14 protein-coding genes are annotated in these 18,103 nt (G+C 71.0%); 4 read left to right on the plus strand and 10 right to left on the minus strand.

Features of this window, described 5'->3' with window-relative positions:
* Positions 1–139: 139 nt before the first annotated feature.
* From OG801_RS09100 to OG801_RS09145, 10 genes are all read right to left on the minus strand, one after another.
* Entirely contained in the window at positions 140–1,642 is a 1,503-nt protein-coding gene (locus tag OG801_RS09100) for an aldehyde dehydrogenase (NADP(+)) (protein ID WP_406035352.1), read from the minus strand.
* The gene (locus OG801_RS09105; protein WP_406035353.1) at positions 1,639–2,826 is read right to left on the minus strand and encodes a fumarylacetoacetate hydrolase family protein; all 1,188 of its coding nucleotides are present in this window, start codon (positions 2,824–2,826) and stop codon (positions 1,639–1,641) included. The genes OG801_RS09100 and OG801_RS09105 overlap by 4 nt, the downstream gene beginning before the upstream one ends.
* A gap of 14 nt (positions 2,827–2,840) precedes the next feature.
* Positions 2,841–3,629 (minus strand): enoyl-CoA hydratase/isomerase family protein, encoded by a 789-nt coding sequence (locus OG801_RS09110; RefSeq protein ID WP_406035355.1) that lies wholly within the window; start codon positions 3,627–3,629, stop codon positions 2,841–2,843.
* Complete coding sequence (locus OG801_RS09115; protein WP_406035356.1) at positions 3,626–4,765, minus strand: hypothetical protein; 1,140 nt, start codon at positions 4,763–4,765, stop codon at positions 3,626–3,628. The genes OG801_RS09110 and OG801_RS09115 overlap by 4 nt, the downstream gene beginning before the upstream one ends.
* Positions 4,762–5,982 (minus strand): CaiB/BaiF CoA transferase family protein, encoded by a 1,221-nt coding sequence (locus OG801_RS09120; protein WP_406035358.1) that lies wholly within the window; start codon positions 5,980–5,982, stop codon positions 4,762–4,764. The genes OG801_RS09115 and OG801_RS09120 overlap by 4 nt, the downstream gene beginning before the upstream one ends.
* Before the next feature lie 36 nt (positions 5,983–6,018).
* Complete coding sequence (locus tag OG801_RS09125; protein ID WP_406035360.1) at positions 6,019–7,158, minus strand: aldose 1-epimerase family protein; 1,140 nt, start codon at positions 7,156–7,158, stop codon at positions 6,019–6,021.
* Positions 7,155–7,913 (minus strand): SDR family NAD(P)-dependent oxidoreductase, encoded by a 759-nt coding sequence (locus OG801_RS09130; protein ID WP_406035362.1) that lies wholly within the window; start codon positions 7,911–7,913, stop codon positions 7,155–7,157. The genes OG801_RS09125 and OG801_RS09130 overlap by 4 nt, the downstream gene beginning before the upstream one ends.
* 29 nt (positions 7,914–7,942) lie before the next feature.
* On the minus strand, positions 7,943–9,121 hold the full coding sequence (locus OG801_RS09135; RefSeq protein ID WP_406035364.1) for a mandelate racemase/muconate lactonizing enzyme family protein: 1,179 nt from the start codon (positions 9,119–9,121) through the stop codon (positions 7,943–7,945).
* Between the two features lie 138 nt (positions 9,122–9,259).
* Entirely contained in the window at positions 9,260–11,113 is a 1,854-nt protein-coding gene (locus OG801_RS09140) for a YhgE/Pip family protein (RefSeq protein ID WP_406035366.1), read from the minus strand.
* Positions 11,110–11,763 (minus strand): hypothetical protein, encoded by a 654-nt coding sequence (locus OG801_RS09145; protein WP_406035368.1) that lies wholly within the window; start codon positions 11,761–11,763, stop codon positions 11,110–11,112. The genes OG801_RS09140 and OG801_RS09145 overlap by 4 nt, the downstream gene beginning before the upstream one ends.
* Before the next feature lie 118 nt (positions 11,764–11,881).
* Between OG801_RS09145 and OG801_RS09150 the strand changes: the two genes are divergently transcribed.
* The 4 genes from OG801_RS09150 (at position 11,882) to OG801_RS09165 (ending at position 18,037) form a co-directional block, all read left to right on the plus strand.
* Positions 11,882–13,237: a flavin monoamine oxidase family protein gene (locus OG801_RS09150; RefSeq protein ID WP_406035370.1), complete on the plus strand. Its 1,356-nt coding sequence runs from the start codon at positions 11,882–11,884 to the stop codon at positions 13,235–13,237.
* 122 nt (positions 13,238–13,359) lie between these two features.
* On the plus strand, positions 13,360–14,496 hold the full coding sequence (locus tag OG801_RS09155) for an alkaline phosphatase PhoX (protein WP_406035372.1): 1,137 nt from the start codon (positions 13,360–13,362) through the stop codon (positions 14,494–14,496).
* 147 nt (positions 14,497–14,643) lie between these two features.
* Positions 14,644–16,962, plus strand: a complete 2,319-nt coding sequence (locus OG801_RS09160; protein ID WP_406035374.1) for a carbohydrate-binding protein — start codon at positions 14,644–14,646, stop codon at positions 16,960–16,962.
* A 115-nt stretch (positions 16,963–17,077) separates the two neighbouring features.
* Positions 17,078–18,037 carry an expansin EXLX1 family cellulose-binding protein gene (locus tag OG801_RS09165; RefSeq protein ID WP_406035376.1) on the plus strand — a complete coding sequence of 320 codons (960 nt, stop codon included), beginning with the start codon at positions 17,078–17,080 and terminating at the stop codon, positions 18,035–18,037.
* The last annotated feature ends 66 nt before the right edge of the window (positions 18,038–18,103 follow it).

Consider the following 18,103-nt stretch of genomic DNA (forward strand, 5'->3'; position numbering starts at 1 on the left):
CCGAGGCGTCGCCTGCGTCGGCCGAGGCGTCACGTACGTCGGCCGAGCCGGCAGGGCGCTGCCAGCTCGGCCGACGCGGCTGACCTCTCGGCCGACGCGGCTGACGCCTCGGCCGACGCGGCTGACGCCTCGGCTGAGGTCAGGTGTGCAGCGTGCCGTCCACGCGACGGGGTGTGCCGGTGTGTTCGTCGCGCAGCTCCTCGGGCAACAGCTCCTGCGGCGCGTCCTGCCACACCATCGGGCGCAGGAACCGGCGCACGGCGGTGACGCCGACCGAGGTGTGCAGGGTGTTGGTGGAGGGCCACGGTCCGCCGTGGTGCTGCGCCCACGAGACGCGTACGCCGGTGGGGAAGCCGTTGAAGACCAGGCGGCCGGCGATCGGGGCGACCGCCTCGACGAGTCGCCGGGTCAGCACGGACTCGTCGGTCTCGGAGTGGATGGAGGCGGTGAGCGATCCGGGCACCTGCCTCAATGCGGCGACGAGGTCGGCCTCGTTGGCGTACCTCACCACGACGGCAGCGGGGCCGAAGCACTCCTCGAGGATCTCCGGGAGTCCCGCCGAGCCGGTCACCAGGAGTCCCGCGGCGGCCCAGGCGGGCTCGCTCTGCTCCTGCGCCGTCACGGCGGCGGTGACGCCGGGCGCCGTCGCGAGGCGGACGAGGATCTCGCGGTAGGAGTCGGCGATGCCGACGTTGAGCAGCGGCTGCGCGACCGACCCGGCCAGGATCGCGGCCAGCTCGTCGACCAGCACGTCGCCGGCCTCCCCGGCCGACACGAACACGAGTCCTGGCTTGGTGCACAGCTGCCCGGCCGACCCGGTGATCGACGCGGCGAGACCCTCGGCGATGGCTGCACTGCGAGCCACCGCGGCGCCGGGGGTGACCACGAGCGGGTTGAGGCTGCCGAGCTCGCCATAGAACGGGATCGGATCGGGGCGCGCGTTGACCAGGTCGAGCAACGCCCGGCCACCGGCGGGCGAGCCCGTGAAGCCGACCGCCCTGATGAGCGGGTGGACGACCAGGTCGGCCCCGGCCTCTCGACCGTGGACCAGGCCGACCGTCCCGGGCGGCAGCCCGAGGTCCTCGACCGCGGCACGCAGCGCGTCGAAGGCGAGCTGGGAGGTCAGCGGGTGCGACTCGTGCGCCTTGACCACGACCGGGCACCCGGCCGCGACCGCGGACGCGGTGTCACCGCCCGGCACCGAGAAGGCGAGCGGGAAGTTGCTGGCCCCAAAGACGGCGACCGGGCCGAGCGGCACGAGCATGCGGCGTACGTCGGGCGCGGGCCCGAGCGGCGTCTGGCCCGCGTGGTCGATCGCGGCCTCGAGGAAGCTGCCCTCCCGGACGGCCTCGGCGAAGAGGCGCAGCTGGAAGCTGGTGCGGCCGACCTCGCCCTCGAGACGCGGCCGGGGCAGCCCGGTCTCGGACATCGCGGACTCGACGAGCCGGGCGCGGCTCTCCTCGAGCCGGTCCGCCATCGCCTCGAGCAGGCGGGCACGCCCCTCGCGACCCAGCGCTGTCAGCGCCGGCACGGCGGCCTGCGCCTCCGTGACGACCCGGTCGACCTCCTCGGTGGTGGTGGCTCGCAGTCCGGTCGGGGTCTCCTCGCCGGTGGCGGGGTTTCGGGAGGACAGGACGGTCACAGCAGCTTCCTTCCGGCGAGGTTGCGCATCAGGTCGGCGACGCCGAAGGCCCACGGCGTGCACTCCTCGCTCGCCCTGACGCGGTTGACGAGGGTGCCGAGCTCGGGCGCGGAGATCCGGACGACGTCGCCCGAGTGGTGGGTGAACCCCATGCCGGGCTCGTCCCGGTCGTCGGAGGGCGCGAACATGGTGCCGAGCAGCAGCACAGCGCCGTCGGGGTACTGGTGGTGCGGGCCGATCAGCTGGCGAACCAGATCCGCGGGGTCGCGGCTGATCGCGCGCATCGACGAGGTGCCCACCATCTCGAAGTCGTCCTCGCCACGCACCTCGAGCGAGACCGTCATCGCGCGCACATGGTCGAGGGTGAAGCCGTCGTCGAAGAGCCGTACGAACGGGCCGATGGCACAGGCGGCGTTGTTGTCCTTGGCCTTGGGCAGCAGGAGCGCCGAGCGGCCCTCGACGTCGCGCAGGTTGACGTCGTTGCCGAGGGTGGCGCCGACAATCCGGCCGTCGGAGGCGACAACCAGCGCCACCTCGGGCTCGGGGTTGTTCCAGCGCGACGCGGCCAGCACCCCGACCTCGGTGGCGGTGCCGACCGCGGACAGCGGCTGGGCCTTGGTGAAGATCTCGGCGTCCGGTCCGATGCCGACCTCGAGGTACTGGCTCCACATGCCGCGCTCGCGCAGCACCTCCTTGAGCCGCTGCGCCTCCGGCGAGCCGGGGACCAGCTCGTCGAGCCCGCCGCCGATCGCCGCGGTGATCTCGGCGCGTACCGTGGCCGCGGCATCGGCCTCGCCCCGAGCACGTTCCTCGATGAGCCGCTCCAGCATCGAGACCACGAAGGTCACCCCGGCGGCCTTGACCGCCTGCAGGTCGACCGGCGCGAGCAGCCAGGGACGGACGGGGTCGTGGCCCTCCGGCGGTGTGTTGGCGAGCAGGTCGGCCACCGTGGCCAGCGGCTCGCCGGGCACGTCGGCGACCGCGGCGGCGGGGTCGGTCTGCTCGCAGAGGTCGCGCACCGTCGGGAACCTCCCGCTCACGTCGTACGCCGTGCCGTCCCGCACCACGACGACGCTCGGGCCTCCTGCTTCCGGGTCCCAGATACGCCCCACGAGCGTCGGGACGGCGCCATCGGTGGGCAGGGTGGCGGCCAGGTCGGGCGCCCAATCGGTGGTGACGGTCATCGGTGGTCCTCAGGTCAGGCTCGGACGAATCGGGGTGCGCGCTTCTCGGCGAACGCCGCGCGGCCCTCGGCGGCGTCGGCGGTCGCGAAGCAGACGGTCTGGATGTCGCGCTCGTAGGTGACCGCCTGCTCCAGAGGCATGTTGGCGGCGGCGGCCAGGTTGGCCTTGGCGGTCTCGACGGCGATGGGCGCGCGGCTCGCGATCGTCTCGGCGAGCTCGAGGGCGCGCGGCAGGAGGGCGTCCGGCTCGAGCACGTCGCTGACCAGGCCCCAGGCGAGCGCCTGCTGCGCGTCGATCGGATCTCCGGTCATCAGCATCACCGCCGCGTTGCTCGGGCCGATCGAGCGGGCCAGCAGCGCCGACATCCCGCCGCCGCCGATCCAGCCGAGCTTCACCTCGGCGGCGGCGAGCTTCGCGGTGGTCGACGCCAGCCGGATGTCGCAGATCAGCGCGGTCTCCAGGCCGCCGCCGAGGGCGTACCCGTTGACGGCGGCGATGATCGGCTTGCGCAGCACCTTGAGCGAGTCGCAGTAGTCCTCCCGGTTGCGGAATGCCCACGGACTGGCGTACTTGTCGAGCTCGGCGATGTCCGAGCCCGCGCAGAAGGCGCGGTCGCCGGCGCCGGTGAGCACCACGACGCGGATCTCGTCGGTGTCGTTGCACCAGCGCGCCAGCGCGACGAGCGCATCGGACATCTCCTGGGTGACGGCGTTGAGCTTGGCGGGCCGGTTGAGGGTGATCACGCCGACGTGGCCGCGCTGCTCGAACAGCACCTCCGGGCAGGTCGACTCGGGTGCGGTCATCGGGCAGCTCCTTGCGGTTCGTGCGGCAGGGTGGCCAGGTGGCGGTCGTCGATCCGAGCGAGGGCGGCGGCGGTGCTGACCGAGCCGGCCAGGGCCTCGCGCACGACCTCGGCGGCCTCGGTCTGGAACGTCACGTAGCCCGGATGACGGGGCCGGACCCACGCCCGTTCGACCGTCTCCAGGGTGCCTCGGTAGAAGTCGCCCACCGGCTCGTTCACCGCCGGCGAGGTCCACGCGGCGCGTGCGGACGGCTGGCCGGCGTGCGCCGGGATGAAGTCCTGCTGCACCGGCGCTGACATGAGGTGGCGTACGTGGTCGAGCAGCTCGGGCGTGACCTGGCACCGTGTCGTGAGGGCCAGGCCGGTCCCGCCGAGGGTCGAGCCGGGCCGCGTACCGGGCGCCAGCGTGGGCGCGTCGGTGAAGCGCACCGGCTGGTCGAGCGTGGTGTCAGCGTAGGTGACGTAGCCGTAGACGAGCGGCACGTGGGCGATCGTGTCGCCCTCGGTCATCTCGGCGAGCAGGCCGATCGGGTCGAGGTCCAGGGTGTGGCGCGGCGCCCGCGCGGCCAGGTCGGCCATCAGCTCGAGGGCCTGCCGTCCGACCTCGTCGGAGACGAAACGCTCGGCTCCCCCGGGCTCCTCCCCCAGCGCGACGCAGACCGAGGCGAAGGTCAGGAGCGCGTGCGGGCCCGCGACCGAGAGCGCGACCGGCGCCCGCCGGGACAGCGCGACGACCTCCGCCCACAGCCGCGGCACGGCGACGTCCGCGAGGCCCGTGCGTGTCGCGGCGACCTGCGTCGCGGCGTCGAGAGGAACCGCCCACAGCCGTCCGTCCATGACGTACGACGCCAGGCTGGGCCCCACCGCCGCGTCCGCCCACGCCGACACCTGCTCGTGACCGACGAGGTCGTCGAACGACTGCAGGCAGCCGCGTGCGAGGGCGTCGCCGAGGTGGGGATGGTCGAGGACGACGAGGTCATAGTCGGCGGCGATCTCCTCGATCGGGGTCGACTCGAATCCGCTGAGCGGGTGGACGTCCCAGGTCAGGTCCAGGTCGCTCGCCTCGGCCGCCGCGACCAGAGCATCCCGGCCGCGCGGGTGGTCCCAGGTCAGGCCGCGGAAGGTCGGCAGGGTCATCGGACCGGCTGCTCGGGACGGGTCTCGGCGACCACGCCGTCGGCGGTCAGAGCCGCGATCTCCTCGCCGGTGAAGCCGGCCTCCGCGAGCAGCTCTCCGGTGTGCTCCCCGACCAGGGGAGCGCCCCGCTCGATCGAGGCCGGCGTGCGGGAGAAGGCGTACGGGAACCCGGGGGTCGTGACCCGGCCCTCGGTGGGGTGGTCGTACTCGACGAAGGTCCCGTTGTGCTTGATCTGCGGGTCCTCGACCAGGGCCGCGTAGTCCTGGACCGGGCCGCACCAGATGCCGGCGGCACCGAGGGCGTCGAGCCACTCGGCCGTCGTACGCAGCACCAGCCTGTCCGCGGTGCGGCGGTGGACCTCGTCCCGGTGGCTCCAGCCGTGCACCTCCGAGCTCATCTCGGCGAACGCGGGCTCGTCGATGACCTTGCCCAGCGTCGGCAGGTCGGGCATGGCGAGGGCGAGGAAGCCGTCCGCCGTCTTGAACGTGCCGTAGGGCGCCCGGATGTAGACGTGCGCGTGCGGCTCCGCGCTGCGCTGCTGGGGCACCTTGCCGGCCACGAACACCGACAGCTCCTGCATCTGCAGGGTGGTGATCGCGTCCAGCATGTTCACCTTCACCAGCTGCCCCGCGCCCGTACGCTCGCGATGCAGCAGCGCCGCCAAGACGGCCTCGAACGCGGTGGACGCGGTGACTGCGTCGACGAGGTACTGCCCCGCCGGCTGCGGCGGCTCGCCGTGGCGACCGGTCGAGAGCATCGCGCCGCTGCGGGCCTGCAGCAGCAGGTCCTGCCCGGGCTGGTCGACGTCGGGGCCGTCCTCGCCGTAGCCGGACATCGAGACGTAGACCAGGCGCGGGTTGATCGCCGAGAGCGTCGCGTAGTCGACGCCGAGCCGTTCGGCCACGCCTGGGCGGTAGTTCTGGAGGAACACATCGGCCGTCTCGACCATCCGCAGCAGCACCTGCTTGCCGGCGTCGGTCTTGAGGTCGACGGCCAGCGAGCGCTTGTTGCGGTTGAGGGAGAGGAAGGAGACGTTGATCTGGTTGCCCTGCGCGCCTCCGGCCGCGGCGTGGCGCTGCCACTCGCCGGTCACCGGCTCGACCTTGACGACGTCGGCGCCCAGGTCACCCAGCCGCTGAGCGGCGAACGGGCCGGCCATGGCGATCGAGCAGTCGAGGACGCGGTAGCCCTCGAGGATGCGGGGTGTGGTGGTCATCGGTTCGGGACTTCCTTGCCTGGGTGGGTTGGCGGGTCAGTCGGGCTGGTCGCCGAGTGCGCGGATCGCGGCGCGGGAGGCCCGGACGTCCTCCGCGCCGTCGAGCACGCGGATCGTGGTGGTGTAGCTGCGCGAGTCGCCGTGCTCGAGCCAGGTCATCGAACGGTCCTCGCGGGCGGCGGCGTCGCCGGCGACCGCGTGCGTCGAGGGCTCCAGCCCGATGGCGTACTGGCCGCTGCGGAGGTTCTGCCACTCGAAGAAGTGCGGCATCGTGGCGGAGTCCCAGGAGACCTCCACGCCGAGGGTCTCGTCGCCGCGGACCAGTGCGACCCGGTGCCGCCCGTCGCCCTCGGCGACGAGAGTGTGCTCGTGGACCTGCTCGACGAACCGGGGCTGCGGCTCGGGGAGGGTGCGGTAGGAGACGCCCTGCTCGGCGACCGAGTCCGAGCACCACGGGGTCTCGCTGATCGCGGCGACGAACTCGGTGCCCGCATCGACCAGCGGCCAGCCGAAGTTGAGGTGGTAGAGGAACATGTGAGGTGTCGGGTCGAAGCCGAGGTTGTCGACGACGTCGTGGAGGCGGATCTCGAGCCCGTCGAAGTCGGCCTCGATCGTGCGGGTCAGGCGCAGGTGCTCACCGAAGGACGTCGCCTGGACGACCTCGCCCCGCACCCGCAGCACGCAACGGTCGCCGTCCCACACCTCGCCGGCCTCGAGCAGGCGGCCCGGGATCGCGGTGAGCCGGCCGTGCAGGCCGTGGTTGACCGTCTGCTTGGGCGGATAGTTGTACGCCGTCGCGTCCACGTCGCCGCCGAAGAGGGTGTGGTCGAGGCCGCCGGAGACCAGCAGGCCGTCGAGGGCGCGCAGCCAGGACAGACCGCCCTCGTCGTGGTGCTCGTGCAGGCCCGGATGGCGGAAGCCGTTGCCGCTGCGCCACCCGAAGGGGACACCCCGCAGCCGGGCCGCGCCTAGGTCGAGCGCCCGATCGACCAGGACCTCGAGCTCGAGCCCGGCCGAGGTGCGCAGCTGCACCGCACGTACGCCGCGCTCGGAGCCGTTGTCGAGGACGACCTGGCGTACTCCCGCGACGGACTCGGTGTCGCCGGTGCGCTCGCGCAGCTCCCGCGGCGTGAGTCGGTGTCCGAAGATGTCCAGCTTGTTGTCGAGATCGCTCATTGCATGTTCCATCCGCCGTCGACGTTCAGGGTCTGCCCGGTCATGAAGGACGCGTCGGGACCGACCAGGAAGGCGACCACCGCCGCCAGCTCGGCGGGCCGGCCACGCCGCTTGAGGGACTGGTGGTCCAGCACGTGGGCCGTGTAGGCCTCGGGATCCTCGTGGATCTCCTCGGCCTTGGTCGGGAAGGCACCCGGGGCGACCGCGTTCACGCGGATGCCCTGCGGGCCGAGCTCGCGCGCGAGCGCCCGGGTCAGCGCCACCGCCGCTCCCTTGGTCGAGACATAGCTGGCGAGCTTGTCCCAGCCGCCGGAGAAGGTGATCGAGCCGATGTTGACGATCGAGCCACTCCCCCGCGGCGCCATCAGCCGGGCCGCTGCCTGCGCGGCGACGAAGTAGGCCCGCTGGTTGACCGCCACCACGTCGTCGTACTCGCTGACCGGGATGTCCAGGAACGGCGTGGCCGGATAGATCGCGGCGTTGTTGAGCAGCACCTCGAGCGGCCCCAGCTCGCGCTCGGCCTCCTCCAGGGCGGCCACCACGGCATCGGCGTCGCGGACGTCAACAGGCAGGGTGGCCTGCCGGGCTCCCGTCGCCTCGACCTCGGCGGCCGTGGTGGTCAGTGCGTCACCCGGCAGGTCGAGCAGGGCGAGCGAGAAGCCCTCCCGCCCGAGGCGTAGGGCGCTGGCGCGGCCGAGCGAGCCACCCGCTCCGGTCACCACGGCACAACCGCGGGTCGGGGTCTGGGACGTCATCTGGCTGGTCCTTTCGTGGGTGGAGCGAGTCAACGTGGGGAGGCACCCGGGGAGCGCGGGTGAAGCGACGGCTTGCGGACGAGCCGGCGACCGGCTCGCTCCGGACGTACGTGGGGGCCGCCGTGGCGTCCCCAGTCGGCGGCCTCGTTCATGTGCTCGATCGCCGCCTCGTCGACGACCAGGCCGAGACCGGGGAGGTCGCCGAGCACCAGGTGCCCGTCCTCGATCTCCTGGTCGGACTCGATACCGAAGGGCAGGTGCAGGTCCTGCACCTCCAGCGAGAGGTGGTTGGGAACGACCGTGGCTGCGTGGGCGATCGGGTTGGCGTTGTAGCCGACCGGGCTCACCGGCAGGTCGAAGGCGAGCGCGAGGGCGGCCACGCGCAGGAAGTGACTGATCCCCCAGACGCTGCCGGTCTGCACGACGTCGACCGCGTTGGCCTGCAGCAGCGGCCGGAACTGCTCGAGCCCGGTGAGGTTCTCCCCGGTCGCGACGGCCGCACGCACCGACTGGGAGACGCGAGTCAGGCCATCGACGTCCCACCGGCGCACCGGCTCCTCGACCCAGGCGAGGTCGACCGACTCCTCGAGGCGGCCGATGTGGCGTACGGCCTCCTTGCGCGACCAGGACTCGTTGGCGTCGAGCATCAGCGCCGGCGCGGCACCCGTCCGGTCGTGGAAGACGTCGCTGACGAGGTGGAGGCGCCGCAGATCGGCTTCGACATCGAGCCCGCCCTTGATCTTGACGGCCGTGAAGCCGTGGTCGGCGAACCGGGTCTGGAGGGCGGCGAGCTCGTCGTCGGTCAACGGACCGTCCAGGCCGGAGGCGTACGCCGGCACGATCCGGTCGCGTCCGCCGAGCAGGCGCCACAGCGGTTGGCCTGCCGCCTTGGCCTTGAGATCCCACAGCGCCATGTCGAGTGCTCCGATCGCTCCGAACACCGCACCGCCGTGCCCGGACTTGAAGACCCACGACAGCATCCGGTCGTAGAGCGCCTGCACGGCGATCGGGTCCTCGCCCTCCAGAGCGGGGAAGACGACGTCGAGGCCCTGGTGGTGGCCGAGGCCGATGCCCTCCAGTCCCGAGTCGGTGGTGAGCACGACGATCGGAACGACTGTCTTGCCCGATCCGACAGCGCCGTTGACGTCGCCGATGGGACGACCCCAGTCGTGCACGGTCGTCAGCGTGCGATAGCCCGTGATGCGCATGGTTCGGCGGCCCCTTTAACTCTTTCATGGAGTCCGTGAATCATCAGACATCATTTGTCTGTTGTCAACTGTATGCTGTCTGCAGGCAGAAGTGATCACCGGTGCTCAGGGAGCACCGGTGATCGATGGGCGCGACGGTCAGATGGCGATCTCCGGACGCACCCGCTTGGGCGTCCAGACTCGTTGCCGGCGAGCGCCGTAGCTGGTCAGCAGCAGCGCGCCGACGAGGAAGGCAGTCAGGACGAGGGCGTCGGCGACGACCCGCCCGGAGAGCCCGCCGTACATGAGCTGGCGCAGCCCGTCGACGGCGTAGCTCATCGGCAGTATGTGGTGGAGCCAGTGCAGCGGCTCGGGAATGGTCTGCCAGGGGAACGTGCCGCCGGCGGTGACGAGCTGGACGACCATCAGGACCAGGCCGAGGAACTGGCCCGGCGCGCCGAGGAGCGCGTTGAGCATGTGCACGATCGCGATGAAGGTCGCGGAGGTGAGCAGCAGGAACCCCAACGTGCCGAGCCAGTTCACCGGCGTGATGTCGACGGCGAGACCGACGACCACGAGCACGACGACCATCTGCGCGACGCCGATGAGCGCCGGGGTGAGCCAGCCGCCCAGGGCCACCCTCAGCGGGGTCTGGTTGGCGGCCAGCGCGCGGGTCGAGATCGGCCGGACGAGCAGGAAGAGGACGTACCCGCCGATCCATGCGCCCAGGGCGAGGAAGAACGGCGCCAGCCCGGCTCCGTAGGAGGATGCCTTCGCCTCGGAGACCGAGTCGATGGCGACCGGGTCGGCGATCGTCGAGGCGATCCGGTCGCGCAGCTCCTCGTTGGTGGCGGGTGCCTGCGCGGCGCCGTCCTGCAGTCCCTTCTTCAGGTCGCCGGCGCCGGTGGCGAGCTGGGCGGCACCGTCATGCAGCTTGGTCGCTCCGGTGCTGAGCTCGCCGGCACCATCAGCAGCCGAGGAGATCCCGGCCACGAGATCGGGCATCGCTTCGGCCAGCTGCTCGTTGCCGTCGGCCACCTGGTCCGCACCGGTGGCGAGCTGGTCGAGCTGACCGGAGACGTCGCCGACGCGCTGGTCGACGCGGTCGAGCGGGGCGGAGCCGCGGTCGTAGATGGCCAGCACCTCGGCTCGTTGCTGCTCATCGAGCCCCTGCGCCTGGAGCCGGGCGTCGAGGTCGTCCCGATTCGACTCGTAGGCGGCGACGGCGTCATCGACTGCGGTCGCGGCCCGTTGCCCGGTGGCGGCGATCTCGCCGTTGGCGTCGGCGACCTTGCGGGCGCCGGTGGCGAGCTCGCGCGTCTTGGTGGGCAGGTCGGTGACCTTGCCCTCGATGGTGTTCAGGCCGTTCTCGAGGTCCCCTGCTCCGGTGGCCAGCTTCCCGGCTCCGTCGCGCAGCGTGACCGCGCCCTTCTCCAGCTTCGCGGCGCCGTCGGCGGCCTTCACCAGACCCGAGCGGAGGTCGGAGATGCCGAGCAGGAAGTTGGCCGCGGCCTGCTCGGAGACCTCGCTGGCGATGGCGTCGCGGACCTTGTCGGTGACGTTGGTCGCGATCGTGGTGGACAGGTAGGAGTTGGCGTCGTTGGTGATGACCTGGATCTGCGCCTGCTCCGGGTCGAGCCGCTCCGCACCGGTCAGCGTCCGGGAGAACCCCTCCGGGATCCGCAGGGCGAAGTAGTAGTCGCCTTCACGGACGCCCTCCTCCGCCTCGGCCGCAGAGGTCTCCGACCAGTCGAAGTCGCCCGACTTCAGGAGCTTGTCGGCGACATCGCGCCCGGCCTCGATCTTCGTGCCGTCGGTCGTGGTGGCCCCGGTGTCCTCCACGATGAGCGCCGCCGGGAGCTCGTCGAAGTGAGCGTACGGATCGTGGTTGGCGTAGAGGTAGAGCCCGGCGTAGAGCGTGGGGACGAGGACGAGCGCCACGATGACGAGCTTCGCCAGCCGCCCGGCCGTGATCCGGCGCAGCTCGGTCAGGGCGATACGCAGCGAGTTCATGCTTCCTCCGTCGGACCGATGGTGAACGTACGCACGCCGGCGGGGATGGTGACCGCACGACTCGCGGTGACGAGGACGCCGGGCCGGCTCTCGGAGCCGGCGAGGTCGCTGGCGATGTCCAGCCACTGTGCGACCGGCAGGCCGAGGCGTTCAGGGTAGGTGAGGACGAGGAAGCGGGTGCCTGGCCGCAGCAGCGCCATCCGGGAGAGGATCTCCAGGCGCGGCACGGGCGGGACCGCCTGCGTGGTGATGCCGGTCGCGAGGTCGTACTCCCCCAGCCAGCCGTCGATGGCCGCAGCGCTCGGCTTGTGCTTCGCCATGGCGAGCTCCTCGCCCAGGATCGTGCGGAACGGCACCACCTCGTCGGGCTCGGAGACCCCCGGCACGTCGATCAGCGCCACCGCGGCCTGCAGGACCCGAGGCGACGCGTCCCCGTCCAGCTCCACCCTTCCCGCGTCCAGCCGGAGCCGCCCGGCGAGCGCCAGAGCCAGCGACGTGTGCCCACCTCCCGGCGGGCCGACAGCCACCGCGACCTCTCCCCCGTGCAACGTCAGCGACGTGGTCGGGAGCAGGTCCCGAGCCCCCTGCTGAACCCGCATCCCGAGGGCTCGCAGCCTCGTCTTCTCCTCGTCGACCGCGTCCTCGCTCATGGCCAAACCCTGTCACCAAATGTCGGCAAAGACCGTCAGGCACAACGATCCCGCCGCAGCCGCACCGAGAACGTCGTACCGTGATTTCAGCCGTACGACGCGAACGGAGGTTCCCGCGATGCCCGATGTGGACGTGGTCGTGGTGGGAGCCGGCCTGGCGGGCCTGAGCGCAGCCGACAAGCTCACCGGCGCCGGCAGGTCCGTGCTGGTGCTGGAAGCCAGGGACCGGGTCGGCGGTCGCACCGAGGGCGGGATCCTCGAGGGGCACCCGATCGAGCTCGGCGGCACCTGGATCGGCGAGGGCCACACCGAGATGTACCGGCTCGTCGACGAGCTGGGCCTGGAGACCTTCCCGACCTGGAACGACGCCGGCGAGCTGCTCCTCGAACTCGGCGGCAAGCAGACCCGGCTCGGTCCGCAGAAGGGGGCCACACCCAAGTTCAACCCGATCGCCCTGGCCGACCTCGTCCAGGGCCTGGCCCGCTACGAAAGGCTCGCGCGCAGCGTCGACGTCGAGCGGCCGTGGGCCCACCCCAAGGCCGCGCTGCTGGACGGGCAGACCTTCGAGTCATGGATCCGTCGCAACCTGAGGACGCCCACCGGTCGTTCCTACTTCCGCGTGCTGGCCGAGGCTCTCTACTCGGCCGACGCAGCCGACCTCTCCCTGCTGCACACGCTCTTCTACACGATCAGCAACGGCGATCTCGAGACGCTCGCCTCAACCGACAGCGGAGCCCAGAAGGACCGCGTCGTCGGTGGATCGGTGCTGGTCTCACAGCGCCTCGCCGAAGGCCAGGACGTACGGTTCCGGTCGCCCGTGGCCCGGATCGTCCAGACCGGCGAGACTGCCAGCGCCATCACCCGCGATGGCGAGACCCACACGGCGCGACACGTCCTCGTCACCCTGCCTCCGACCCTCGCCGGACGGCTCGACTACGACCCGATCCTTCCCGCCGGCCGCGACCAGCTCACCCAGCGCGTGCCGGCCGGGACGGTCGTGAAGTGCTTCGCGGCGTACCCGAAGCCGTTCTGGCGCGAGCGGGGGCTCAACGGCCAGGCGTTCACCGACCGAGGCCCGGTCAAGATCACCTTCGACGTCTCCCCTCCCGGCGCGAAGGTCGGCATCCTGATCGGCTTCGTCGAGGCAGGCGACGCGCGACGTTGGCAGAGCCTTCCCGAAAACGAGCGCCGCCGCGGCGTCATCGACTGCTTCGTCCGCTATTTCGGGAGCGAGGCAGCCACCCCGATCTCGTACGTCGAGAAGGACTGGAGCGCCGAGGAGTTCACCCGCGGCTGCTACGGCGCCGGCTTCGGACCCGGTGTCTGGACGAACTACGGACCCATCCTGCGCGAGCCCGTCGGACGGATCCACTGGGCCGGCGCGGAGTACGCCACCGAATGGAGCGGCTACATGGAGGGAGCCGTCCGCTCGGGCCGACGGACCGCCGACGAGATGCTCGCAGCACTGGCGTGACCGCCGCGGTCGGCGCCTCTGCGTTGAGCATTGTTCGTCCTGAAGACGCCTCGACCAGGGTCCGGATCTCTAGCGTATGTCGGGCACATTTCCATCTGCCGAGACTCCAGAAGGACTCCACCATGGATCGTCGCAACTTCCTACGTGCCGCCGTTGTCGGCGCTGGAACCGTCGCCTTCGGGTTCAGCGTCACTCGTCCCGCCATCGCCTACCCGGCCAAGACCGGGCCGAGCCCCTATGGCGCTCTCCTGGGCGCCGATGCCAACGGCATCATGCTGCCGGCAGGGTTCACCAGCCGGGTGGTCGCCCGCTCGACAAGGACTGTCGCGAACACCGGGTACACCTGGCACAGCGCCCCGGACGGCGGCGTCTGCTTCGCCGACGGAACCGGCTGGATCTACGTCTCAAACTCGGAGATGAGCAGCGGCGGCGGAGGCGCGAGCGCCCTCAAGTTCGACAGCAACGCGAACATCACCAGCGCCTACCGGATCCTCGGCAACACAACCCGAAACTGCGCGGGTGGACCGACGCCGTGGAACACCTGGATCTCGTGCGAGGAGCACGACACGGGCTACAGCTGGGAGACCGACCCGTGGGGCGTCAAGCCCGCCGTCCGTCGGGCCGCGATGGGCCGCTTCACGCACGAGGCCGCAGCCTGCGACCCGGTCCGCAAGGTCGTCTACCAGACCGAGGACAAGAGCGACGGCGGCTTCTACCGCTTCGTCCCGACCACCTGGGGAGACCTGTCCGCCGGGAAGCTGCAGGTGCTCACCACGAGCCTCACCTGGGCCGATGTCCCCGACCCCGACGGCTCACCCACGCCCACGCGCGACCAGGTGTCGAACATGAAGCTGTTCAACGGCGGCGAAGGCGCCTACTACCGCAACGACATCTGCTACTTCACCACCAAGGGCGACAACAAGGTGTGGGCCTACAACGCCGCCGCCAACACCCTCGACGTGGTCTACGACGACAACCTGACCAGCAACCCACCGCTCACCGGCGTCGACAACCTCACCGGCGCCGGGGCAGGAGACCTCTACGTCGCCGAGGACGGCGGCAACATGGAGATCTGCATCATCACGTCCGACGACGTCGTGGCCCCGTTCCTCCGCGTCACCGGGCAGAGCTCGTCGGAGCTGTGCGGCGTGGCGTTCAACCCGGCCGGCAACCGCATGTACTTCTCCTCCCAGCGAGGCACGAGCGGCTCGTCCAGCGGCGGCATCACCTACGAGATCAGCGGCCCCTTCCGCGCGTAGCCGGGGCCGCGACAGACGGACCTGAAAAGATCCCGGCCCAGCGGCAACCCTTTGCAGTGCCTGTGACCACTAGGAAGCGGATCCAGGTCATCCAGTCGCCTGGATCCGCCTTCCTCCGGGAACGACACGCAAGGAGTACATCCCCCCATGAACAACCCCACGTACCGCGCGCGCCGCGGGCGTCACCGCCGGCGCTGGACCGCCGCCGGTCTGCTGGTCGGCGTGCCCGCCATCGTCGTGCCGTACCTCCTGTTCGCGCAGGAGGGGTCGCAGACCGCGACGGTCGACGGCAGCGCCTACGACCAGCAGGTTTCCGTGCGCAGTGGCAAGGTGCTCGACGCCAACGGCTCCTCCACCGCCGGCGGCACCCGTATCCAGCAGCGGAAGCTGGTGAAGTCGGCCCAGCCCAAGACGGCCGGGTCCGGACCGTACAGGTGGAAGAACACCCAGGTGGTGGGCGGCGGTTACGTCACCGGGCTGGTATTCAACCCGCGGGAGAAGGGCCTGCTGTACGCCCGCACCGACATGGGCGGCGCCTACCGCTGGGACGTGGCGGCCAAGCACTGGATCCCGCTGACCGACTGGGTCGGTGAGAAGGACTGGAACCTGCTGGGCATCGACTCGGTGGCCACCGACCCTGTCGACCCCAAGCGGCTCTACCTCGCGGCGGGGACCTACACCAACGAGTGGGCCGGCAACGGCGCGCTTCTGCGCTCCACGAACCGGGGCCGCACCTTCAAGCGCACCCCTCTGCCCTTCAAGCTGGGCGCCAACGAGGACGGCCGCGGGGCGGGCGAACGGCTGGTGATCAACCCCAAGGACAACGGGACCCTGCTGCTGGGCACCCGCAAGAACGGCCTGTGGCGCAGCACCGACCGCGGCGTGACATGGCGTCAGGTCTCCTCGTTCCCCGTCAAGGACGGGGCGAGCAGCGGCGTGGGCATCTCCTTCGTGACGTACGACCCGAAGAACAGCAAGACGATCTACGTCGGCGTCGCCGACAAGTCCACCTCCCTGTACCGCTCCACCGACGGCGGCAGCACCTGGCAGGCCGTCCCCGGGCAGCCCACCGGCCAGATGCCACAGCACGGAGTGCTCTCCGGTAACGGCTCGCTGTACCTGACGTACACCGATGTCGTCGGACCCAACGGCGTCACCGCGGGCTCGGTGTGGAAGTACATGCCCGCCAGCGGGGCGTGGAAGAACGTCTCGCCGTCCCAGGGCGGTTACGGGTTCTCCGGTCTGGCCGTCGACCCGCGGAAGCCGTCCACGGTGATGGTCACCACCCTCGACCGCTGGTGGCCCGAGGACGAGATCTACCGGAGCACCGACGGCGGCGCGCACTGGAAGGCACTGGCCGACAAGTCGAAGCGGAACGCCTCCGGCGCTCCGTACGTCGGTACCGGCACCGGGCATTGGATGACCGCCCTGGCCATCGACCCTTTCAACTCCGGGCACGTGCTGTACGGCACCGGCAGCGGCATCTGGCGCAGCAAGGACGCAAACGCCACCGACAGCGGGGGCACCAGCCACTGGAGAGTGGGCGCTCGAGGGCTGGAGGAGACCGCGGTGCTGGACGCCATCGCCCCGCCCGGCGGCGCCACCGTCATCTCCTCCATGGGTGACCTCGGCGGTTTCCGCTACGGCACCTCCGGCTCCCTGGCCAAGGTGCCCGTCGGGCGGCTCAAGAACCCGATGATGATCACCAGCACCGACATCGACTTCGCCCAGTCCAAGCCCTCGGTGATGGTCCGCGTCGGCCGTGGCGCCGAGCAGGACGGCGCCTACTCCACCGACGGCGGCAGCAGTTGGAAGGGCTTCAAGTCGGAGCCGGTGGGCAGTGCCGACAGCGGCCAGGTCGCGCTCTCGGCGGACGGCTCCGTCATCGTCTGGACCGAGGAGGGTCAGGCCCCGTACCGCTCGACCGACAAGGGGGCGAGCTGGTCGAAGGTCGGCGGCCTGGGCAACGGCGCGGTGGTCGTCGCCGACCGCTCCTCGGCCAGGACCTTCTACTCACTGTCCGGCGGCACGCTCTACGCCAGCACCGACGGCGGCGCGTCCTTCACCGCCCGCGCAGGCAACCTGCCCACCGGCCGCCTCACGGCCGTTCCCGGCATCGCCGGGGACCTGTGGATCGCCGGCGGTGACAAGGGACTGCTGCACTCCACCGACGGCGGCCTGAACTTCACCACGCTCAAATCGGTGCAGTCCGCCTCCGCCCTCGGCTTCGGCAAGGCCAAACCGGGCACCGGCTACCAGGCCCTGTACCTGATCGGCACCGTCAAGGACGCCACCGGAGTCTTCCGCTCCACAGACAAGGGCGCCACCTGGCTACGCGTCAACGACAAGGCCCACCAGTGGGGCGCCATCGGCGCCGTCGGCGTCATCACCGGCGACCCCGACACCTACGGCCGCGTCTACATCGGCACCAACGGACGCGGTCTGCAGTACGGCGACCCGTCCTGACCCCACGGCCCATCGAGCCCCGGCCCGTCAGCGGGCTGCGCCGGGGCGGCAACCTTTTCGGCGCCGGCGGCAACTGCGCTGCGGAACGTCGACTCGATCTACCGAACGGATGGACATGAGGACAACGAATCACGGCGCGGCGCAGCCGCTGCGCAAGCAACGGCGGGCCATCGGCATTCCGCTGGCACTGCTGGCTGTCGGCGTTGTGGCCTGCCTCGTCACCGTGCTCCTCACCGGGGGCAGCACCGACGCGTGGCGCACCACCGACGGGTCCGTCACGGCTGCGTCGGCGAGCGGGTCTCCGACCGCGGCACCCGATGCCACGATCGCTTCGGCGCAGCCACCAGACGCGAGTCCGCTGCCATCGCCCCGCGGTACCCGAACACCGTCGACCAAAAGCAGGCCACGTACGCCTTCCAGCACCCCTCGCACGGAATCCGCGGAGTCCACCGGGTCGTTGACTGGACGGATCAGGCCGGCCGTCCGTTACCGGGGCGTCGCGACCGCCTACGAGGCGGGCGACGGGAATGGCGCCTGCCTCTATGGCCCGTCCGACGACCTCATGGTCGCGGCGATGAACCACACCGACTACGAGTCGGCCAAGGCATGCGGGGCGTACGTTCTGGTCCGCGCCGCCAACGGGGCCTCCATCAAGGTGCGGATAGTCAACGAGTGCCCGTTGCCCTGCGCGCCCGGGCAGATCGACCTCAGCCAACAGGCCTTCGCCAAACTCGCCGACCTTTCCGTCGGCCGGCTCCCGATCACCTGGACGCTGCAGAGCCCCGCCGAGTCCGGCACGATCTCCATCCGATACAAGGACGGGTCCAGTCAGTACTGGTGTGGCATCCAGGCGATCGGTCACCGCAACCCGTTGGCGGCGCTCGAGGTCCGGACCGCCAACGGCTGGCGAAAGTTGCCCCGCACCGACTACAACTACTTCCTCGCCGCCGACGGCAACGGATGCGGCAGAAAGATCAGGATCACCGACATCTACGGTGAGCGGCTGACCATCCGCGGGATCGCCCTCAAACCGGGCGTCGCGCAGCCGACCCCGGTCCAGCTCGCCCGGCACTGACCGTGCGGGGCGCTGCTACGCTCAGGCCGATTTGTTAACGCGCACATCGTAGGGAGAGGGCAACCG

It is taken from the genome of Nocardioides sp. NBC_00163, assembly GCF_045206295.1.
In the GTDB taxonomy this organism is placed as follows: domain Bacteria; phylum Actinomycetota; class Actinomycetes; order Propionibacteriales; family Nocardioidaceae; genus Nocardioides.

Bases quoted from the DNA above. Each gene is read 5' to 3' on its own strand.
- OG801_RS09125 (WP_406035360.1), bottom strand. From the start codon at position 7,158: ATGAGCGATCTCGACAACAAGCTGGACATCTTCGGACACCGACTCACG.
- OG801_RS09145 (WP_406035368.1), bottom strand. From the start codon at position 11,763: ATGAGCGAGGACGCGGTCGACGAGGAGAAGACGAGGCTGCGAGCCCTC.
- OG801_RS09105 (WP_406035353.1), bottom strand. From the start codon at position 2,826: ATGACCGTCACCACCGATTGGGCGCCCGACCTGGCCGCCACCCTGCCC.
- OG801_RS09155 (WP_406035372.1), top strand. From the start codon at position 13,360: ATGGATCGTCGCAACTTCCTACGTGCCGCCGTTGTCGGCGCTGGAACC.
- OG801_RS09110 (WP_406035355.1), bottom strand. From the start codon at position 3,629: ATGACCGCACCCGAGTCGACCTGCCCGGAGGTGCTGTTCGAGCAGCGC.
- OG801_RS09120 (WP_406035358.1), bottom strand. From the start codon at position 5,982: ATGACCACCACACCCCGCATCCTCGAGGGCTACCGCGTCCTCGACTGC.
- OG801_RS09160 (WP_406035374.1), top strand. From the start codon at position 14,644: ATGAACAACCCCACGTACCGCGCGCGCCGCGGGCGTCACCGCCGGCGC.
- OG801_RS09115 (WP_406035356.1), bottom strand. From the start codon at position 4,765: ATGACCCTGCCGACCTTCCGCGGCCTGACCTGGGACCACCCGCGCGGC.
- OG801_RS09165 (WP_406035376.1), top strand. From the start codon at position 17,078: ATGAGGACAACGAATCACGGCGCGGCGCAGCCGCTGCGCAAGCAACGG.
- OG801_RS09130 (WP_406035362.1), bottom strand. From the start codon at position 7,913: ATGACGTCCCAGACCCCGACCCGCGGTTGTGCCGTGGTGACCGGAGCG.
- OG801_RS09135 (WP_406035364.1), bottom strand. From the start codon at position 9,121: ATGCGCATCACGGGCTATCGCACGCTGACGACCGTGCACGACTGGGGT.
- OG801_RS09150 (WP_406035370.1), top strand. From the start codon at position 11,882: ATGCCCGATGTGGACGTGGTCGTGGTGGGAGCCGGCCTGGCGGGCCTG.
- OG801_RS09140 (WP_406035366.1), bottom strand. From the start codon at position 11,113: ATGAACTCGCTGCGTATCGCCCTGACCGAGCTGCGCCGGATCACGGCC.